The 15,731-nt window shown below is 72.9% G+C and carries 11 protein-coding genes, 2 tRNA genes, 1 rRNA gene and 1 pseudogene; 5 read left to right on the plus strand and 10 right to left on the minus strand.

Annotation, left to right across the window (positions count from 1 at the left end; all coding sequences use genetic code 11):
- Positions 1-66: 66 nt before the first annotated feature.
- Positions 67-573 carry a MarR family transcriptional regulator gene (locus tag ACIQK6_RS10625; protein ID WP_329100433.1) on the minus strand — a complete coding sequence of 169 codons (507 nt, stop codon included), beginning with the start codon at positions 571-573 and terminating at the stop codon, positions 67-69.
- A gap of 140 nt (positions 574-713) precedes the next feature.
- On the opposite strand from ACIQK6_RS10625, the gene ACIQK6_RS10630 reads away from it, so the two are divergent.
- A complete protein-coding gene (locus ACIQK6_RS10630; protein ID WP_402694685.1) occupies positions 714-1,982 on the plus strand; it encodes an MFS transporter in 1,269 nt (422 codons plus the stop codon).
- Positions 1,983-2,060: 78 nt separating this feature from the next.
- Here the strand turns inward: ACIQK6_RS10630 and ACIQK6_RS10635 are convergent, their stop codons facing one another.
- On the minus strand, positions 2,061-4,286 hold the full coding sequence (locus ACIQK6_RS10635; protein ID WP_329100429.1) for an asparagine synthase-related protein: 2,226 nt from the start codon (positions 4,284-4,286) through the stop codon (positions 2,061-2,063).
- A gap of 630 nt (positions 4,287-4,916) precedes the next feature.
- Between ACIQK6_RS10635 and ACIQK6_RS10640 the strand changes: the two genes are divergently transcribed.
- From ACIQK6_RS10640 to ACIQK6_RS10655, 4 genes are all read left to right on the plus strand, one after another.
- Complete coding sequence (locus tag ACIQK6_RS10640; protein ID WP_402694686.1) at positions 4,917-6,716, plus strand: sporulation protein; 1,800 nt, start codon at positions 4,917-4,919, stop codon at positions 6,714-6,716.
- Positions 6,717-6,761: 45 nt separating this feature from the next.
- Positions 6,762-7,994, plus strand: a complete 1,233-nt coding sequence (gene lhgO / locus ACIQK6_RS10645) for an L-2-hydroxyglutarate oxidase (protein WP_329100423.1) — start codon at positions 6,762-6,764, stop codon at positions 7,992-7,994.
- 139 nt (positions 7,995-8,133) lie between these two features.
- Positions 8,134-8,880 (plus strand): tRNA (guanosine(46)-N7)-methyltransferase TrmB, encoded by a 747-nt coding sequence (gene trmB, locus ACIQK6_RS10650; RefSeq protein WP_329107799.1) that lies wholly within the window; start codon positions 8,134-8,136, stop codon positions 8,878-8,880.
- Between the two features lie 43 nt (positions 8,881-8,923).
- Positions 8,924-10,315: a PrsW family intramembrane metalloprotease gene (locus ACIQK6_RS10655; RefSeq protein WP_329100421.1), complete on the plus strand. Its 1,392-nt coding sequence runs from the start codon at positions 8,924-8,926 to the stop codon at positions 10,313-10,315.
- Here the strand turns inward: ACIQK6_RS10655 and ACIQK6_RS10660 are convergent.
- From ACIQK6_RS10660 to ACIQK6_RS10695, 8 genes and pseudogenes are all read right to left on the minus strand, one after another.
- A complete protein-coding gene (locus ACIQK6_RS10660) occupies positions 10,224-11,258 on the minus strand; it encodes a M23 family metallopeptidase (protein ID WP_329100420.1) in 1,035 nt (344 codons plus the stop codon). The genes ACIQK6_RS10655 and ACIQK6_RS10660 overlap by 92 nt on opposite strands.
- A 301-nt stretch (positions 11,259-11,559) precedes the next feature.
- Positions 11,560-12,741 (minus strand): PP2C family protein-serine/threonine phosphatase, encoded by a 1,182-nt coding sequence (locus ACIQK6_RS10665; protein WP_402694687.1) that lies wholly within the window; start codon positions 12,739-12,741, stop codon positions 11,560-11,562.
- A 231-nt stretch (positions 12,742-12,972) separates the two neighbouring features.
- Positions 12,973-13,046, minus strand: a tRNA-Met gene (locus tag ACIQK6_RS10670).
- Between the two features lie 74 nt (positions 13,047-13,120).
- Positions 13,121-13,633: a GNAT family N-acetyltransferase gene (locus ACIQK6_RS10675; protein ID WP_329100418.1), complete on the minus strand. Its 513-nt coding sequence runs from the start codon at positions 13,631-13,633 to the stop codon at positions 13,121-13,123.
- 131 nt (positions 13,634-13,764) lie between these two features.
- Positions 13,765-13,881 (minus strand): 5S ribosomal RNA (gene rrf, locus ACIQK6_RS10680).
- Between the two features lie 145 nt (positions 13,882-14,026).
- On the minus strand, positions 14,027-14,818 hold the full coding sequence (locus tag ACIQK6_RS10685) for a hypothetical protein (protein WP_329100416.1): 792 nt from the start codon (positions 14,816-14,818) through the stop codon (positions 14,027-14,029).
- A 283-nt stretch (positions 14,819-15,101) separates the two neighbouring features.
- A tRNA-Lys gene (locus tag ACIQK6_RS10690) sits at positions 15,102-15,174 on the minus strand.
- A 219-nt stretch (positions 15,175-15,393) separates the two neighbouring features.
- Positions 15,394-15,731 (minus strand): annotated as a pseudogene (locus ACIQK6_RS10695) (RNA helicase); the annotation flags it as partial.

Here is a 15,731-nt window from a genome sequence, read left to right on the forward strand (position 1 = left end):
GGTGCCGGACGCGGTGCCGGACGCGGTGCCGGACGCGAGGGCCCGGCAGGACCCGAAGGGGCCGCCCTAGGCGATCGAGGTGTCCCCGTTGTCCTCCAGGAGCGTGCGCAGGGCCTCGGCGACCGTGGTGCGGGTGGCGGGGTCCAGCGGGGCGAGCAGCTCCGCGTAGCCGCGCAGGTGCTCGGTGATCAGCGTCTCCGTCAGCGCGAGGCTCCGTTCGGTCAGCCGGATCCGCACCGTGCGGCGGTCCTGGCCGTCCCTCACCCGCTCGACCAGGCCCTTGGCCTCCATGCGGTCGATGCGGTTGGTGATCGCGCCGGAGGTGACCATGGCGGCCGGGATCAGGGCACCGGCGGTCAGCGCGTACGGGGGGCCGGAGCGGCAGAGAGTGAAGAGAATGTCGAGCTCGCCCACCTCCAGCTCGTGCTCGGTCGCGAAGGCCTTCAGGTGCTTGTCGATGACGCGGTTCATCCGCTGGATGCGGGCCACCACCTCCACCGGCCACAGGGTGTCGGCCAGATCCGGGCGCTCCGCCGTCCACTGGCCGACGATCGCGTCCACTGCGTCGCTCATGCGCTGCTCCTCCTTCGCTCGCGTCCCCCGCACCCCACCAAGATATCTCAACGCTCAGACATTTGACGTTGAGAGAACTGCATGCTTTTATCTTAACGTTGAGATTCTCAGTCTTGAGATGAATCGGAGCGGGCGCCACCATGACCACCACCGCCATCACTGCCACCACCGCCACGACCACCGCCACCGCCACCGCCCGCGCCACGCCCCGGGTCGGCCCCGTTCCCGTCCTGTGGCTGGCGCTGCTGGCCACCCCCCTGGCCGCCGGGGCCAACGCCTCCGTGCTGATCCTTCCGGACATGGCCCGCTCCCTCGGGGTGAGCGCCGGGGCCGCGACCTGGCTCGTCGCCTCCTACGCCTGGGCCATGGCCGTCGGCACCCCCCTGCTGGCCGGACTGCTGCGCCGCCGGGGCCTGCGGGCGGCGCTCCACCTGGCCGGCGCCCTCCTCGTCAGCGGCACCCTCCTCGTCGCCGCGTCCCCCTGGCTACCGCTCACCCTCGCCGGACGGGCCACGCAAGCCGCCGGTGGCGCCGGCCTGGCAGCGGTGGCCATGAGCTTGGCCGGCACGGCGCGCCGGATGGGCGTGATCAGCGCCGGCTTCGGCATCCTCGGCGCATCCGGCCCGCTCCTCGGTGCACAGCTCTCACAGGCCGTCTCGTGGCGGCTCTCGCTCTCCGTGTCCGTGATCGCGATCCTGGCGGTGCCCGTGGTGAGCCGTTACGCGGCGACCCCGGTGACCCCGGCGGCCGCGCCCCAGGACGGGTTCGACGCCCGCGGTGCCGCCCTGCTGACGGCGCTCGCCACCGCCCTGGTCCTGCTGCACCACGTGCCGGCCGCAGCCCTCGGCTCCTCGGTCCTCGCGGCCACGCTGCTCGCGCTCCACGTACGCCGGCGCCCCGACGGTTTCGTACCGGCCGCGCTGATCCGGCAGCCCCTCTTCCTCGGCTCCGCGCTGCTCGCCCTCGTGCTCTCGGGCTCGTACTTCACCCTGCTGTTCTCCGTACCCCGGCTGCTCACCGACCGGGCGGGCTGGGACGCCACCACCGCGGGCACCGGTCAGCTCGTGGCGCTGCTCTCCGGATCCGCGCTCTCCTGGCTGCTGGCCGCGGCCTCGGCGCGCATGGGCCGGACGGCCGTCCGCACGGTGCTCGTCGGCGTCGGAGCACTGGCCGCGGCGGTCGCGGTGTTCGCGAGCTGGGGCCCGCTGCTGCTGGTCGCCACCCTGGGCGGAATCTTCGCGGCGACCGGGTCCAGCGCCGTGCTGTCGATGCACGCCGCGTCGAGCGCCCCCGAGCCCCAGCGCCCCACGGCCATCGGCCTGTTCGCCCTCTGCTACCAGCTGGGCGGGGCCTTCGGCCCGGCGATCGCGACCGCACTGGTGCTCAGCGCCGGAGCCGGGGCCGCCTGAGCCGGGACCACCGGCCCATGACCACCGGTCCAGGACCACCGGCCCGGGACCACCGACTCGCTCCGGGGAACAGGACCGTCAGGACAGCGCCGGGCGGTGCACGGGGACTCCCTCCGGCACCGCCCGGCGCCGCGCCGTGGAGGTACCCGTCCAGCAGGTGCCGCGCCGAGCCAGCAGACGGCCGAGCCACAGCTCCATCGAGACCAGTTCCGCCAGGCCGTCCAACGGGACCGGGTGCCCGTCCGCCGCATCGAGCAGGGCCTGGCGCACGACCCGGGCCTCGATCAGCCCGGCGTCCGCGAGCAACGGCGACGCGAACAGGTCCAGCAGATCGCTCAGGGCGGCCCGCAGCCCCAGCCGGGTCGCCGTCTCGTTCGGCACGCGGTCCGTGACGCCCCAGCCCGGCGGGAACTCCCGCACCCCCGCCGAGGACAGGACGCTGCGCAAGATCGCGGCCCGGGCCCCGGGCTGGACCCGCAGGGACTCGGGCAGGGCGCGGGCGGCCCGCACGACCTGATTGTCCAGGAAGGGGGCGTGCAGCCGCTGGCTACGGACCTCCACGGCCTGCTCGAAGACCCGGTGGTCGGCGGCGTGGCGGGCGAGCAACGAGCGGGCGCGGGCCTCCCCAGGCCGCAGCGACAGCGGCGGGCGGCCGGCGGCGACCGTCAGGCGGATCGATACTTCCGCCAGTGCCTCCCCCGTGAGCCAGCCCGCCGCCGGTCCCGGGCGGGACCAGGTCAGGGCGGCGAGGGAAGCGTCCACCGGACCGGAGGATCTCTCGGTGACCCCGCCCTCGCGGAGCCGGGCCGCGGCGGCCTCCATGCCCGCGCGGTACGTCGTACGGGCAAGTCTTCGGGCCGCCGAGTACACCGTGAGCGGGACCAGCAGGGACTCCCCGGAGGCTCCGGAAGCGGAGGCCGAACGGGCCAGCGCCGCCACCGGGCGCAGCAGGTGCCGCCGGCGGCGGTCCATCAGGAGGTCGGCCATGCGGGCCGGGTGGGCGTCGAGAACCTGGCGGGCGCCGTGGCCGGTGAAGTGGTCGGCCGAGCCGGCGGCCAGCCGCCGCCGCTCGCGAGCGGCGAAGACCAGCGAGGGGCCGGGTTCGTCGGTGAGCGGGCCGTCGAGTTCGGCGTACGGGAGGGCTTCCGCGGCGGCGGCCACCACGACGTGGTGCAGGCGCGGGTCGGCCGCGATGGCCCGGGCCCGTTCCAGTTCGGCCTCGCGCCCCTGCGGGGTGGCCAGGTCGTTGAAGGTGACGGCCAGCAGCCGCGCCCCGGCAGGACTCAACAGGCTGCCCGGCGCCCCCGGCAGACCGGCCGCCAGTAGCGCCAGCGTCGCGGAGGCGCTGCCGCCGGAGAGGTCGGCGCCCACCCCGGGGGCCGGGGCGCCGCGGGCCGCGCGCCGGTCGGCGGGGCCCATTCCGGGCACGGGGCCGGGATCGTACGGTGGAGCCGCGTCGGGAGCATGCCGCGGAGCCGTGAGCCGGGCGCGCACCGCGTCCACCAACGCTTCCCGTACGCCCTCCACCGCGCGCTCGGCATCGGCCTCGGGGGCGGCCACGGCGAGCGAGGCGACCTGCTCGTAGCCGGTGATCTCGCGGGAGCCCTCGCGCAGGATGAGCGCGTGCCCGGGCGGGATGCGCCGGACCCCGGCGTACGGTGTGCCGTCGCCCAGCGCCTCCGGACTGTCCGGGCAGGCCAGCAGGGCGGCGAGGTGACCGATGTCGAGCTGGGCCTCGATGAGGTCGGCGAGCGGCAGGGCGGCGGTGGCGTACGCCGTACCGCTCGCCCAGGGGGTGTAGAAGACGGGCCGGGCGCCCGCGAGGTCGCCGACGACGGTGATGCGGCGGCCGACCTGGACGACGGCGGTGTAACTGCCGGACCACTGGGTGAGGTGGCGCAGCGCGCCGCCGCGGGCGGCGTAGAGGGCGCGGCGCAGTTCGGCGTCGGTCGCGCCGCAGCAGCCGAGGACGGCGAGCCGGGTGAAGGGATCGGCGGGGTCGGCCGTGAGCGTGCGGATCTCGTCGGGGCGCCAGTCGCCGACGGCCCAGAGGGGGTCGGGGTCGCCCCAGAGCAGTTGTGCGCCGACGGGGTGGACGGTGCGTTCCGCGTCCGCGCCCGGGTCGTCCGGATGGGCGGCGTCCGCGAGGCCGCCGTGCAGGGGCGCGCCGCCGTCGCCGTAGCCGCCGTAGCCGCTCTGGCCGTATCCGCCCTGGCCGGAGGCCTGCCCGGAGGTTCGGCCGGAGACCCTTCCGGCAGTGCCGAAGCTCGCGGCGATACTGCTCCAACCCACCAACCAGCGCACCGCCGCCTCCCCAGCCCGTGGGCACATGACCGGGGCACAGGCAGCACGGACAGCGCTGAGGGCGCGGCCGCGGGACCCCGGGTGGCTCGGGGTCCATGCTGCCACGGGACAGGCGTGCGAGAGGGGTTAAAGGGGGCGCACACGCAAACGAACACGCGCCGGCAACTCGGTATTTGACGTTCCGTTCCCACCGCCCCATAGGTCGCTTTCGGCCATTCTTCGGCTGCCGGAAGAGCCGTCACGGGCCGCCCGCGCCCCCGTGCGGGGGCGCGGTCCGGGGGGCGCAATCCGCCCCCCGGACCGTTCCGCCACCCGCGGGGATTGGGGCAGCGGCATCCCCCGACCCGCCCGGTCAGGCGGCGGGCCGACCCACGCACCGCACATCGAATCGCCGGGTCCGGGGACCGGCCAGAGCGCACGGGCGGGCGCACGGCCACACGGACGGAGCACGCGATGACACGTGCGCCCCGGCTCCCGGCCCGGGGCGGACTGTGCAAACGGACAACAATCCCGCCATACGGAAGTAAGGGCCTTAACGCTTGGGAGGCGGGGAACTACGCTGGGTTTACGAAATGCCGGGCGCCTATGCCCCGGCGGCGTCTGCGTTCCGCGTGTGACGAGGGGTGGCGCATGTCCAGGGAGCTCCGCGAGCCCAATGAGAAGCTCGGCGCCGTCCTCGCCCTCGCGGGCATCAGCAACGCAGGGCTGGCCCGACGCGTCAACGACCTCGGCGCACAGCGCGGCCTGACGCTTCGGTACGACAAGACGTCGGTGGCCCGGTGGGTGTCGAAGGGGATGGTGCCCCAGGGCGCCGCCCCGCACCTGATCGCCGCCGCCATCGGCGCCAAGTTGGGGCGGCCGGTGCCGCTGCACGAGATCGGGCTGGCGGACGCCGACCCCGCTCCCGAGGTCGGGCTGGCCTTCCCGCGCGACGTGGGCGCGGCGGTGCGCTCGGCCACCGACCTCTACCGGCTCGACCTCGCCGGGCGGCGGGGCGGTGGAGGGATCTGGCAGTCACTGGCGGGCTCGTTCTCCGTGGCGGCGTACGCGACGCCCGCCTCGCGCTGGCTGATATCTCCCGCCGACAGTTCCGTGGCCCGCGAACCCGCGGGCAGCCGGGCCCCTCACCTCACGACCGGCGACGCGGCGAGCACCAACGCGACGACGGGCCACGCGGCAACCGGCACCGCGGCCGACAGCGCGACGGCCGACGACCCGACCGCCGGCAGCCTGCCGGCCGGTACCTCCGCGACGCTCGACCCCGCGGCGCGGCACTCCATGGTTCAGAGCCCCGTATCAGCGCACCCCTCGGCTCACGGCGCACCGGCGCGCGAGGCGACGGCAGCACCAGGTCCCCGGCCCTTCCCGGACGGCCGCACGACCGGCCCGATGACAGGTCTGGCGGGCCCGCTGGCAGGCCCGGCCTCCGGACCGGTGACGGAACCGGCTAAGGGCCCGCCGTCCACCGTTGTGCCCGCCCAGCCCGGACCCGAAACGCCGCGCGACCACGGCCAGCGCGTGGGCCACAGCGATGTGTCGAAGCTGCGCGAGGCGGCCGAGGACGCACGCCGCTGGGACTCCAAGTACGGCGGCGGAGACTGGCGTTCGTCGATGGTCCCCGAGTGCCTTCGGGTGGACGCGGCGCCGCTGCTGCTCGGCTCGTACACCGATGAGGTGGGCCGCGCACTGTTCGGCGCGACCGCCGAGCTGACCCGGCTGGCCGGGTGGATGGCCTTCGACACCGGCCAGCAGGAAGCGGCCCAGCGCTACTACATCCAGGCGCTGCGGCTCGCCCGCGCGGCCGCGGACGTACCGCTCGGCGGCTACGTGCTGGCCTCGATGTCCCTGCAGGCGACCTACCGGGACTTCCCCGACGAGGGGGTGGACCTCGCGCAGGCGGCCGTCGAACGCAACCGCGGCCTGGCCACCGCGCGCACCATGAGCTTCTTCCGACTGGTCGAGGCACGGGCGCACGCGAAGGCCGGCGATTCGACGGCCGCCGGAGCGGCGCTGCGGGCGGCGGAGGGCTGGCTGGAGCGGTCCCGTGAGGGCGATCCGGATCCGACCTGGCTCGGTTTCTACTCGTACGACCGTTTCGCGGCAGATGCCGCGGAATGCTACCGGGACCTGAAACTGCCCAGGCAGGTGAGGCGGTTCACCGAGCAGGCCCTGTCGCGCCCCACCGAGGAGTACGTGCGGTCGCACGGACTGCGGCTGGTGGTGAGCGCGGTCGCCGAGCTGGAGTCGGGCAATCTCGACGCGGCGTGCGCGGCGGGCACCCGGGCGGTGGAGGTGGCCGGGAGGATCTCCTCGGCACGGACGACCGAATACGTACGGGACCTGTTGCACCGCCTGGAACCGTACGGGGACGAGCCGCGTGTGGCAGAGCTGCGGGAACGGGCCCGGCCGCTGTTGGTGGCGCCGGCGTAAGACCCGTCTTCCGGGGGGCCGCGTGGCCGCGTTGTCGGTGCCGGGGTGCAGTATGCAGGGGTGGGAGGTGTCAGCGTGGGTGGCGGCGTGGACTGCGATGTGCTGGTGATCGGCGGCGGGATCGTCGGCCTGTCGACGGCGCATGCATTGTCGCGCCTGGCTCCGGGGACCAGGGTCGTGGTCCTGGAGAAGGAGTCGGGCCCGGCCCGGCACCAGACGGGCCGCAACAGCGGGGTGATCCACAGCGGGATCTACTACCGCCCGGGATCCCTGAAGGCGCGCTTCGCGGTGAGCGGGGCCGCGGAGATGGTCAAGTTCTGTGCGGAGCACGGCATTCCGCACGAGGTGACGGGAAAGCTCATCGTCGCCACGGAGCGGGAGGAGCTGCCCCGGCTGCACGCCCTGGTCCAGCGCGGCCGGGAGAACGGCATTCCGGTGCGCGAGCTCGGCCCGGCGCAGATCACGGAGTACGAGCCGCAGGTGCAGGGACTGGCGGCGATCCATGTCGGCAGCACCGGGATCGTCGACTACGGCCGGGTGAGCGCCCAGCTCGCGGAATCCTCCGGCGCCGAGATCGTCTACGGCGGCGCCGTGGACCTGATCTCCCGGCGCGCCTCGGCCGTGGCGGTCCGCACCACGTCCGGCCTGGTCGTCAGGGCGCGGGTACTGGTGAACTGCGCGGGCCTCCAGTGCGACCGGATCGCCCGCCTCGCCGGAGACGACCCGGGCATGCGGATCATCCCCTTCCGTGGCGAGTACTACGACCTGACGCGACCGGACCTGGTCCGGGGCCTGGTGTACCCGGTGCCCGACCCGGCGTTCCCCTTCCTCGGGGTGCACCTGACCCGGGGCATCGGCGGCGGCGTCCACGTCGGCCCCAATGCCGTGCCCGCGCTGGCCCGCGAGGGCTACGCCTGGTCGACGGTGCGGCCCGGGGACATCGCGGACGAGCTCGCCTGGCCGGGCTCCTGGCGGATGGCCGCACGGCACTGGCGGTACGGGACGGGCGAGATCCACCGCTCGCTGTCGAAGCAGGCCTTCACCCGGGCGGTGCGGCGCCTGCTGCCGGCCGTCACCGCCGACGACCTGCGCCCCGCCGAGGCCGGGGTCCGCGCCCAGGCCGTGCTGCGCGACGGCACCCTGGTGGACGACTTCCTGATCCGCGACGCACCGCGCACGGTCCACGTCCTCAACGCCCCCTCGCCCGCCGCGACCGCGTCCCTCCCGATCGGCAGGGAGATCGCCACCCGCGCCCTGCGGACCCTGGGCTCGGCCTGAGCACTGCTTCGGCGGGGTGCGGGAGCCGCTCGCGCGGCGGCTCCCGTACCCCCCGTCGTAGAATCAGCGCATTGTGTCTGAGTCCCTGAACCCCCAGTCGCCCCGCCTCCCGGACGCCGCACCGGAGACGAACGCGTACGTGCCGCCCAAGTGGCGCACCGAGCCCCGCTTCCCCGACGGGCCTTCGCCAGACCCGGCCGGCTCGCACCACGAGCGGCGGATCCGGAGCTTCCAGCCCCGGCGCAGCCGGGTCACCACCGGCCAGGGCGAGGCCCTGAAGCGCCTGTGGGGCACGTGGGGCCTGGACATCGACGGCCACCGGGTCCTCGACCTCGATGAGCTCTTCGATGGTCTCCCGGTCGTCCTGGAGATCGGCTTCGGCATGGGCGAGGCCACGGCCCAGATGGCCGCCGACGACCCCGGCACCGGGATCCTCGCCGCCGACGTGCACACCCCCGGGCAGGGCAACCTGCTCGCCCTCGCCGAGCGCGGCGGGATGACCAACGTCCGGGTGGCCAACGGCGACGCCATCATCCTGCTCCGCGAGATGCTGCCGCCCGACTCGCTGGCCGGCATCCGCGTGTACTTCCCGGACCCGTGGCCCAAGGCCCGCCACCACAAGCGCCGGCTGATCCAGCCCGACTTCCTGACGCTGGCCGCCACCCGTCTGGCGCCCGGGGCCGTACTGCACTGCGCGACCGACTGGGAGCCGTACGCCGAGCAGATGCTCGAAGTGCTCACCGCGCACCCGGACTTCGAGAACACCCAGCAGGACGGCGGCTTCTCCCCGCGGCCCGCCTTCCGGCCGCTGACCCGCTTCGAGGGCCAGGGCCTCGACAAGGGGCACCTCGTACACGACTTGCTCTTCCGTCGCACGGAGAACTGACAAGGTCACCGCGCGTGTCGGACCTGCTCGCTAGGGTCGTGGTGTGTACCGAGCGCTCCTTCTCGTGCTCCCACGTCCGTCCGGCACGGTCCGCACGTGCGTGCTCCTCGCCCTGCTCGCCGCGACCGGGGTCGCCATCCTCGAACTCGTGCGGGAACAGACCGGCACCTCGGGCTTCTTCGTCGGTCTCGGTCTGGCCCTGTTACCGGTGGCGCCGCTCATGGCGGCCTTCCGGTGGCTGGGCCGGGCCGCGCCCGCGCCCTGGTCGCAGCTGCTGTTCTGCTTCGGCTGGGGCGCCTGCACCGCGGCGCTGATCGCGATACTGGCCAACAACTTCGCCACCGAGTGGATCGCCGCGGCCACCGCCGACGCCTCCGACGCCGATCACCTCGGCTCGGTGGCCATCGCCCCGGTGGTGGAGGAGAGCGCCAAGGCGGCGGCCCTGCTGCTGGTGTTCCTGTGCCGAAGACGCCATTTCACCGGCCCCGCCGACGGGTTCGTAGTGGCCGGCTTCACCGCCACCGGGTTCGCCTTCACCGAGAACATCCTCTACCTCGGCAACGCCTTCGTGGAGGACGTGGCCGACCGCAGCGGCGTGCTGGAATCGATGACGGTGGCGACCTTCTTCGTACGGATAGTGCTGTCGCCGTTCGCGCACCCGCTGTTCACCGTGCTCACCGGGCTGGGCTTCGGCCTGGCCGCCGTCAGCGCCCGCCGCTCGCGCAGGATCTTCCTACCGCTGCTCGGCCTGGTGCTGGCCATGGGCCTGCACGCGCTGTGGAACGGCTCCTCGCAGTTCGGGGAGCACGGGTTCTACGTGGTCTACAGCTGCGTGATGGTCCCGGTGTTCGGGCTACTGGTGTGGCTGGCGGTGCGGATAAGGCGCGACCGGTTGCGGGCCGTCGAGGGTGAGCTCTCGCTGTACGCGGCCGCGGGCTGGCTCGGTCCGGCCGAGGTCCCGGCCCTGGCTTCGATGCCGGCCCGGTCACTGGCCCGCACCCTGGCCCGGCGCAGCGGGGGCCGGGCGGCCGGACGCACGGTCGCCCGCTACGAGGCGGATGCTGCGGCCCTGGCCCTGCTACGGAACCGGGCGCGGCGCGGCGGCCCCGTACGGGAGCGGGATTTCGCGGGCCGGGAGCGGGAGTTGCTGCACCGGCTCTGGCAGTCCCGGGCGACGGCCGGTCCCGCACTGGCCCGGGCGGCGGTCATGGAGGAGCTGATTCCACCGTGGTTCGATCCTCTGGACCCGGCGGCCGCACGGGCGGACGTACCCGGGCCCCGGCGGACTGACCAGGGCCTTGTCGCACCGGACCCGACCCCGGGAACGGCCCCGGACCCGGGGCTCAGACGTTCAGGCCCTTGGAGTTCAGCCACGCCAGCGGGTCCTGCGTCGATCCGCCCTTGCGTACTTCCAGGTGGAGATGAGGTCCGGTGACGTTGCCGGTGGCGCCGACGCGGCCGATGGTCTCGCCGGCGCCGACGGCACCGGAGGTCACCGACATCGAGGAAAGGTGGCAGTACCAGATCTCCGTGCCGTCCGGGAGCTCCAGCACGATCCGGTAGCCGTACGCGCCGGACCAGCCGGCCGAGGTGATCTTTCCGGCGGCCACGGCCTTGACCGGGGTTCCGGTCGGGGCCGCGAAGTCGAGGCCGGTGTGGTGGCCGGAGGACCACATGGAGCCGGAGTCCCCGTAGTGCGAGGTGAGGGTGTAGGCGGAGGTGGGCAGGGAGTAGCTGCCGGAGGGCTTGGCGGCGCGCTCCTGCTCGGCCTTGGCCGCCGCCGCGGCCTGCGCCGCTTCCGCGGCCTTCGCTTCGGCCTCTTCCTTGGCCTTCGCCTCGGCCTGCGCCTTCGCTTCCTCGGCGGCCTTGCGGGCCTCCTCCAGCTTCTCCTTGGCCTCCTGGGCGGCAGCCTGCTGCGCGGCCTGCTCGGCCTCCGCCCGGGCATTCGCCTCGGCAGCGCCCTGCTGGGCCTCGGCCTGCTGGAGGATCCGGTTGCGCAACACCTCGCCCGCGTCCGGGCCCTGGACGGACTGCTGCGCGATGATCCCCGTCCGCTCGCCCGTCGGGGCCGCCGATCCGGAACCGCCGTCCTCCTGCTGGGCCTTGTTCCCGCTCATCATGTCGGGCAGCGCCGGCAGGGATATCGCGACCTGGGGCCGGTCCTGTGCCGTGGCGATGCCGCCGGCGCCGACCGCCGCGATGACACCGACGCCGAGCACGGTGGAGCTGCGGGCAAGTCCTCCGCGCTGCTTGGCGACCCGGTGCTTGCCACGGACCGGCCGCACCGAATCCTCGGTGGGATTCCACTCGCCCCAGGCACCCGCGGTGGGCGGCTCCTGGATCTCGATGCCTTCAGGGGCAGGCAAGTTGGAGGCCACCGGGGCACGCTCCTCATCGACGCGCGGGGACGCGCGCGCGCACGGTGCCGTCTCTTGCGACGGCTGGGACGACCGCGCTGCGTTATCGAACGGTAATAGACAGAGGGGAGTGATTCCAAGCTGCCCCGCTTGATCGTTCCAACCAATCAGCCACGCACCGCCCAGCTTTGGCCAATCCTTTTTCTACCTAATCGCCTCAAGTGGGGCGAAAACCAAACACCTCCCCCCTCCCTTCAGCCACAGGCCGGAATTGACGATCCGTCAATCATGTTGCGGAGGGCACCCTTTCGGTCACCCATCGTCACATCACGTCGCCGCGGGGCACCACCGGCACGGTCCGCCGTCGCTGCGGCTCCCGCTCCCCCGGCCGGCCCACCGCGAGCAGCGCCATGTCGTCCGTCGCCCCGCCGCCCGTATGCCGGCGCACATCGCTGCTGAGCGCGCTGAGCAGCGCCTGCGGCCCGGGAAAGATCCGCCCGCGCAGCCGGTCCGCCGGGTCGTAGAAGTCCCCCGCCCCGTCCCGTGCCTCGGTCAACCCGTCCGTGTAGAGCAGCAGGGTGGTCCCCTCCGGGAAGGCCCACTCCTGCACCAGGTCCGGCCAGCCGCCCAGCTCCCCCATGCCGAGCGGCAGGGCCGGCTCCGCCGGGGCGAGGACCGCCAGCTCACCGTTCGCGTGCAGCAGCAGCGGCTCGGGGTGGCCCCGGTTGAGCAGGCGCAGCACACTCACGCCCGGCGGGATCTCCCCGAGCACGCACGTCGTGAACCCCTCCACCACGTCCAGGCTGTCGCGCCGGGTGCCCTCGCGAGCCAGCGCCCGCTCCAGCCGCTGCGCCAACTCCTCCAGCGTGGGCTCGGTGTCCGCCGCCTCCCGGAACGCCCCGAGGACCACCGCGACGGCCTCGACCGCCCCCAGCCCCTTGCCCCTTACGTCGCCCACCGCCAGCCGCACTCCGTACGGGGTTTCCTGGACCGCGTACAGGTCGCCGCCGATGAAGGCGTCCGCCTGCGCGGCCTCGTACCAGGCGGAGACGTGCAGCCCCCCGATGCGCTCGGCCGGCTTCGGCAGCACCGCCCGCTGTGCCGCCTCCGCGATCCCGCGCGCCGACGCGAGCCGCTCGCCGCTGCGCCGCACCATGCGGTTGATCAGGAGCGCCAGCCCGGCGACGGTCAGCACGGTCACCAGCTCGGTCAGCGCCTCGACCTTCCAGCTGGTGCCGTTGAGGACGTGCAGCACGAACACCGCGAACACGGCCAGGGAGCCCGTCAGGGCGGTGGCCCAGAAGGTGAACAGCGGGGCAGCGGTCAAGGGGGCCGCCGTGAAGAACGGGGACCCCGTGAAGCTGGGCGGGGTCAGCACGTCGAAGACCATCCCGAGGGCGATCAGTGCGACGGGCAGCACCCGGACCACGCGACGGGCCAGGCCGCTCCCGCCGCTCCCGCCCGCGCGCCCACCGCCGTTGCCCTGCCGGCCCAGCCCCACCACGCTGCTCTCCTACCGCCCGGTCCGCCGCACGGGTCCGGGCCCGCCGCCTCCTCGCCCCTCAAGGCTGGTGGCAGGAGCATGCGTACGGCGACCCGACGGCGGCCGGACGGGTGACGAGGCGGGAAAAGAGGCGGGGAATGAGGTGGGGAATGAGGTGGGGAAAGACGGCCCGGCGGGCCGGAACACGACGAAGGCCCGGTTCCTCAAGAGGAACCGGGCCTTCGTACTGAGTAGCGGGGACAGGATTTGAACCTGCGACCTCTGGGTTATGAGCCCAGCGAGCTACCGAGCTGCTCCACCCCGCGTCGGTAAACACAACTGTACGCCATCCGGGGAGTGCCCTTCACCAATTGACCGTCGGGGCACTTCGCGCACGCCCTCAGGCGGCGGGATCCCGGCGGCGGGTCAGCACGCGGGTGGTGCTGCCGTCGTCCTCCCGCACGTCACGGACGTGGGCGAAGCCGATGCGCTCCAGCAGCACCAGGGAGGCGGCGTTGGCGTCGGCCACGGTGGCGTGCACCTCGGTCAGGTCGAGGGAGCCGAAGCCGTACGCGACGATCGCCTCGGCGATCTCGGTACCGAGGCCCGCTCCCCAAGCCTCGGGGGCCAGCGCGTAGATGATCTCGTGGCCGTCGACCTCGTCGGTCCGCTTGATCTCGGCGTGCCCGACCAGCCTGCCGTCCCGGCGCACGGCCCACACGTCGAAGAGGTTCTCGGCGTAGACCTTGGTGAAGATCCGCCCGAAGAGCGCCCGGTCCTCAGCCTCGGAAGTGGGACCGTCCCCCATCCACCGGGACACTCGGGCGTCCTGGAAGAGCGCCACGAAACCTTCCTCGTCCTCGGGGACGTACGGGTCGAGGAGCAGGCGTTCGGTACGCAGAGCAGGCGTCATGGTCGGCGACGCTACCCGCAACGACTCGTGGGATCACCGGATTTACCGGTACGGCGAAGCACCCCGCCCGGCCGGAGGCGGAACAAAGAGAGGCCCTGTCTGCGGATCCGCAGACAGGGCCTCTTAAATCTATTCGGCGGCGTCCTACTCTCCCACAGGGTCCCCCCTGCAGTACCATCGGCGCTGAAAGGCTTAGCTTCCGGGTTCGGAATGTAACCGGGCGTTTCCCTAACGCAATGACCACCGAAATTCTTCGATCGCCAGACCGTGCGACCGTGTGGTCGGGTCCGACTCTCTGCGCCGAATTCTACACATCCCAGGAGCGCGTTACCGCACGCGTGGGCGAAGAGCACGGGTCTGGATCACCGACGGGTCGCTGCGTGGAGACCGCCCTCAGACGGTCACCATCAGGTACCCGATCCCGGAGTCCACGACCCACTCCGCGTCCTGCGTTCCGAGCTCCCAAGGCGTCCGCAGGAGCGTCCTGCGCAGGGCAGCACGATCCTGAAGGGCAGCAGGCTGCGGGCCCAGGTGCTTGAGGCGCTCGCCATCAGTGCCCCAGTGGGGGTCCGCGGGGGTGTCCAGTACGGACAGGAAACGGTCGACGCGCGCCGGCCAGGTGGGATGACCCCACCAGCGGTCGCACGCCAGTGCGCCGTGGCCAGCCGTGTAGAGGATGCCGTGGCGGACGCCCTTCTTCTCCATCTGTCCGGCGAAGGCTCCCAGCTTTCCGTCCGCATGGTCCTCGTACTCCGCGAGGTCTTCTTCGGTTCGCGCGAGCTCGCCCAAGGTCATGCCGGTCGGAAGCTTGCGGTCGGGGTTGGTCAGCCACCTGAAGAGTCGATGCCCGAGGACGTCCACGTCCTCGACCGTGACGTTCGTGAACGCTTCGCTGCTCCCCGAGGTGATGCCGTACTCCGTGCACCATCCGCGGAGGCGCTGGCGTATGCCGAGCGTGGTGTGGCTGTTGATCCGCAGCATGTCGCCGTCGGACAGCCTGCCTTCGGCATGCCAGTTCTCCACGCAGCTGTTGCGCCACGAGCCGTTCGTGAGGCCGATGGCGAGCAGGTCCAGGAGGGCAGACAGGTCGTCGGGGTCAATGCCTTGCGCCTTCAGCACCCCCTCGAAGACTTCTTCCGTCATCATCGCCTGCGCCTCTTCGAGCATGCGCTCAACGTCAGTCACGCGGTCCTCGTTCCCCTCGCTCGCTCATGTCTCCCGGCACGGCACCACCGCACCGCCCCATCTTCAGCGATCTTGAGGGCTTTCTTCATCAAATGCGCTCAGCCTCCCAGCACGGCCTTGCCCTTGGCTTCAGTTGGACGGGACGGGAAGCCGATCACGCCCAACTCCGTGGAGGCGCTCACCCCCCGCACGGGGCCGGGAACGACGAAGCGCCTCGACCGGCCGAAGCCGGTCGAGGCGCTAAGTAGCAGGTCAGGCGGGTTAACCCGCCACCTGCGAGCGGTAGGCCATGTCGGACTCGAACCGACAACCAACGGATTAAAAGTCCGCTGCTCTGCCAATTGAGCTAATGGCCCTCCAGGTGCTCACCCCAGAGCATAGCCGGACCGCGCCGGTCAGCCGATCGGGTATCCGTCGGCCGGCCTGTCGCCACGGGTTCGGTGGGGTGCCGCAGGGCCTCGGGCCGACCCCCGAAGGGGCGTTACGCACCATCAGTTCCCCTGGAGCGAGGAAAGGGCCCGTACGGCACTCAGGTGCCGTACGGGCCCTTCCTCAGGGGTTCAGCTCAGCGGCGATCAGCCGTTGCGCTTCCAGCGCGGCTTGTCGTCGCGGCGGCCGCCGAAGCCGCCGGTGGAACCGGAGCCGGACGGACGGTGGTCGTCACGACGGCCGTACGGGCGGTCGCCGCCACCGGAACGGAAGCCACCGGACGGACGGTCGTCACGACGGTCGCGGTTGAACGGGCGGTCGCCGCCACCGGAGCGGAAGCCGCCGGAGGAGCGGTCGTCACGGTTGAAGCTGCCGGAGGGACGGTCGTCGCGGCGGAAGCCACCACGCTCGCCACCACGGTCATCGCGGTTGAAGCCACCGGACGGACGGTCGTCACGACGGAAGCCACCACCGGACGGACGGT

This window comes from Streptomyces sp. NPDC091682, from assembly GCF_044756625.1.
Taxonomy (GTDB): domain Bacteria; phylum Actinomycetota; class Actinomycetes; order Streptomycetales; family Streptomycetaceae; genus Streptomyces.

Bases quoted from the DNA above. Each gene is read 5' to 3' on its own strand.
- ACIQK6_RS10625 (WP_329100433.1), bottom strand. From the start codon at position 573: ATGAGCGACGCAGTGGACGCGATCGTCGGCCAGTGGACGGCGGAGCGC.
- ACIQK6_RS10630 (WP_402694685.1), top strand. From the start codon at position 714: ATGACCACCACCGCCATCACTGCCACCACCGCCACGACCACCGCCACC.
- ACIQK6_RS10640 (WP_402694686.1), top strand. From the start codon at position 4,917: ATGTCCAGGGAGCTCCGCGAGCCCAATGAGAAGCTCGGCGCCGTCCTC.
- ACIQK6_RS10675 (WP_329100418.1), bottom strand. From the start codon at position 13,633: ATGACGCCTGCTCTGCGTACCGAACGCCTGCTCCTCGACCCGTACGTC.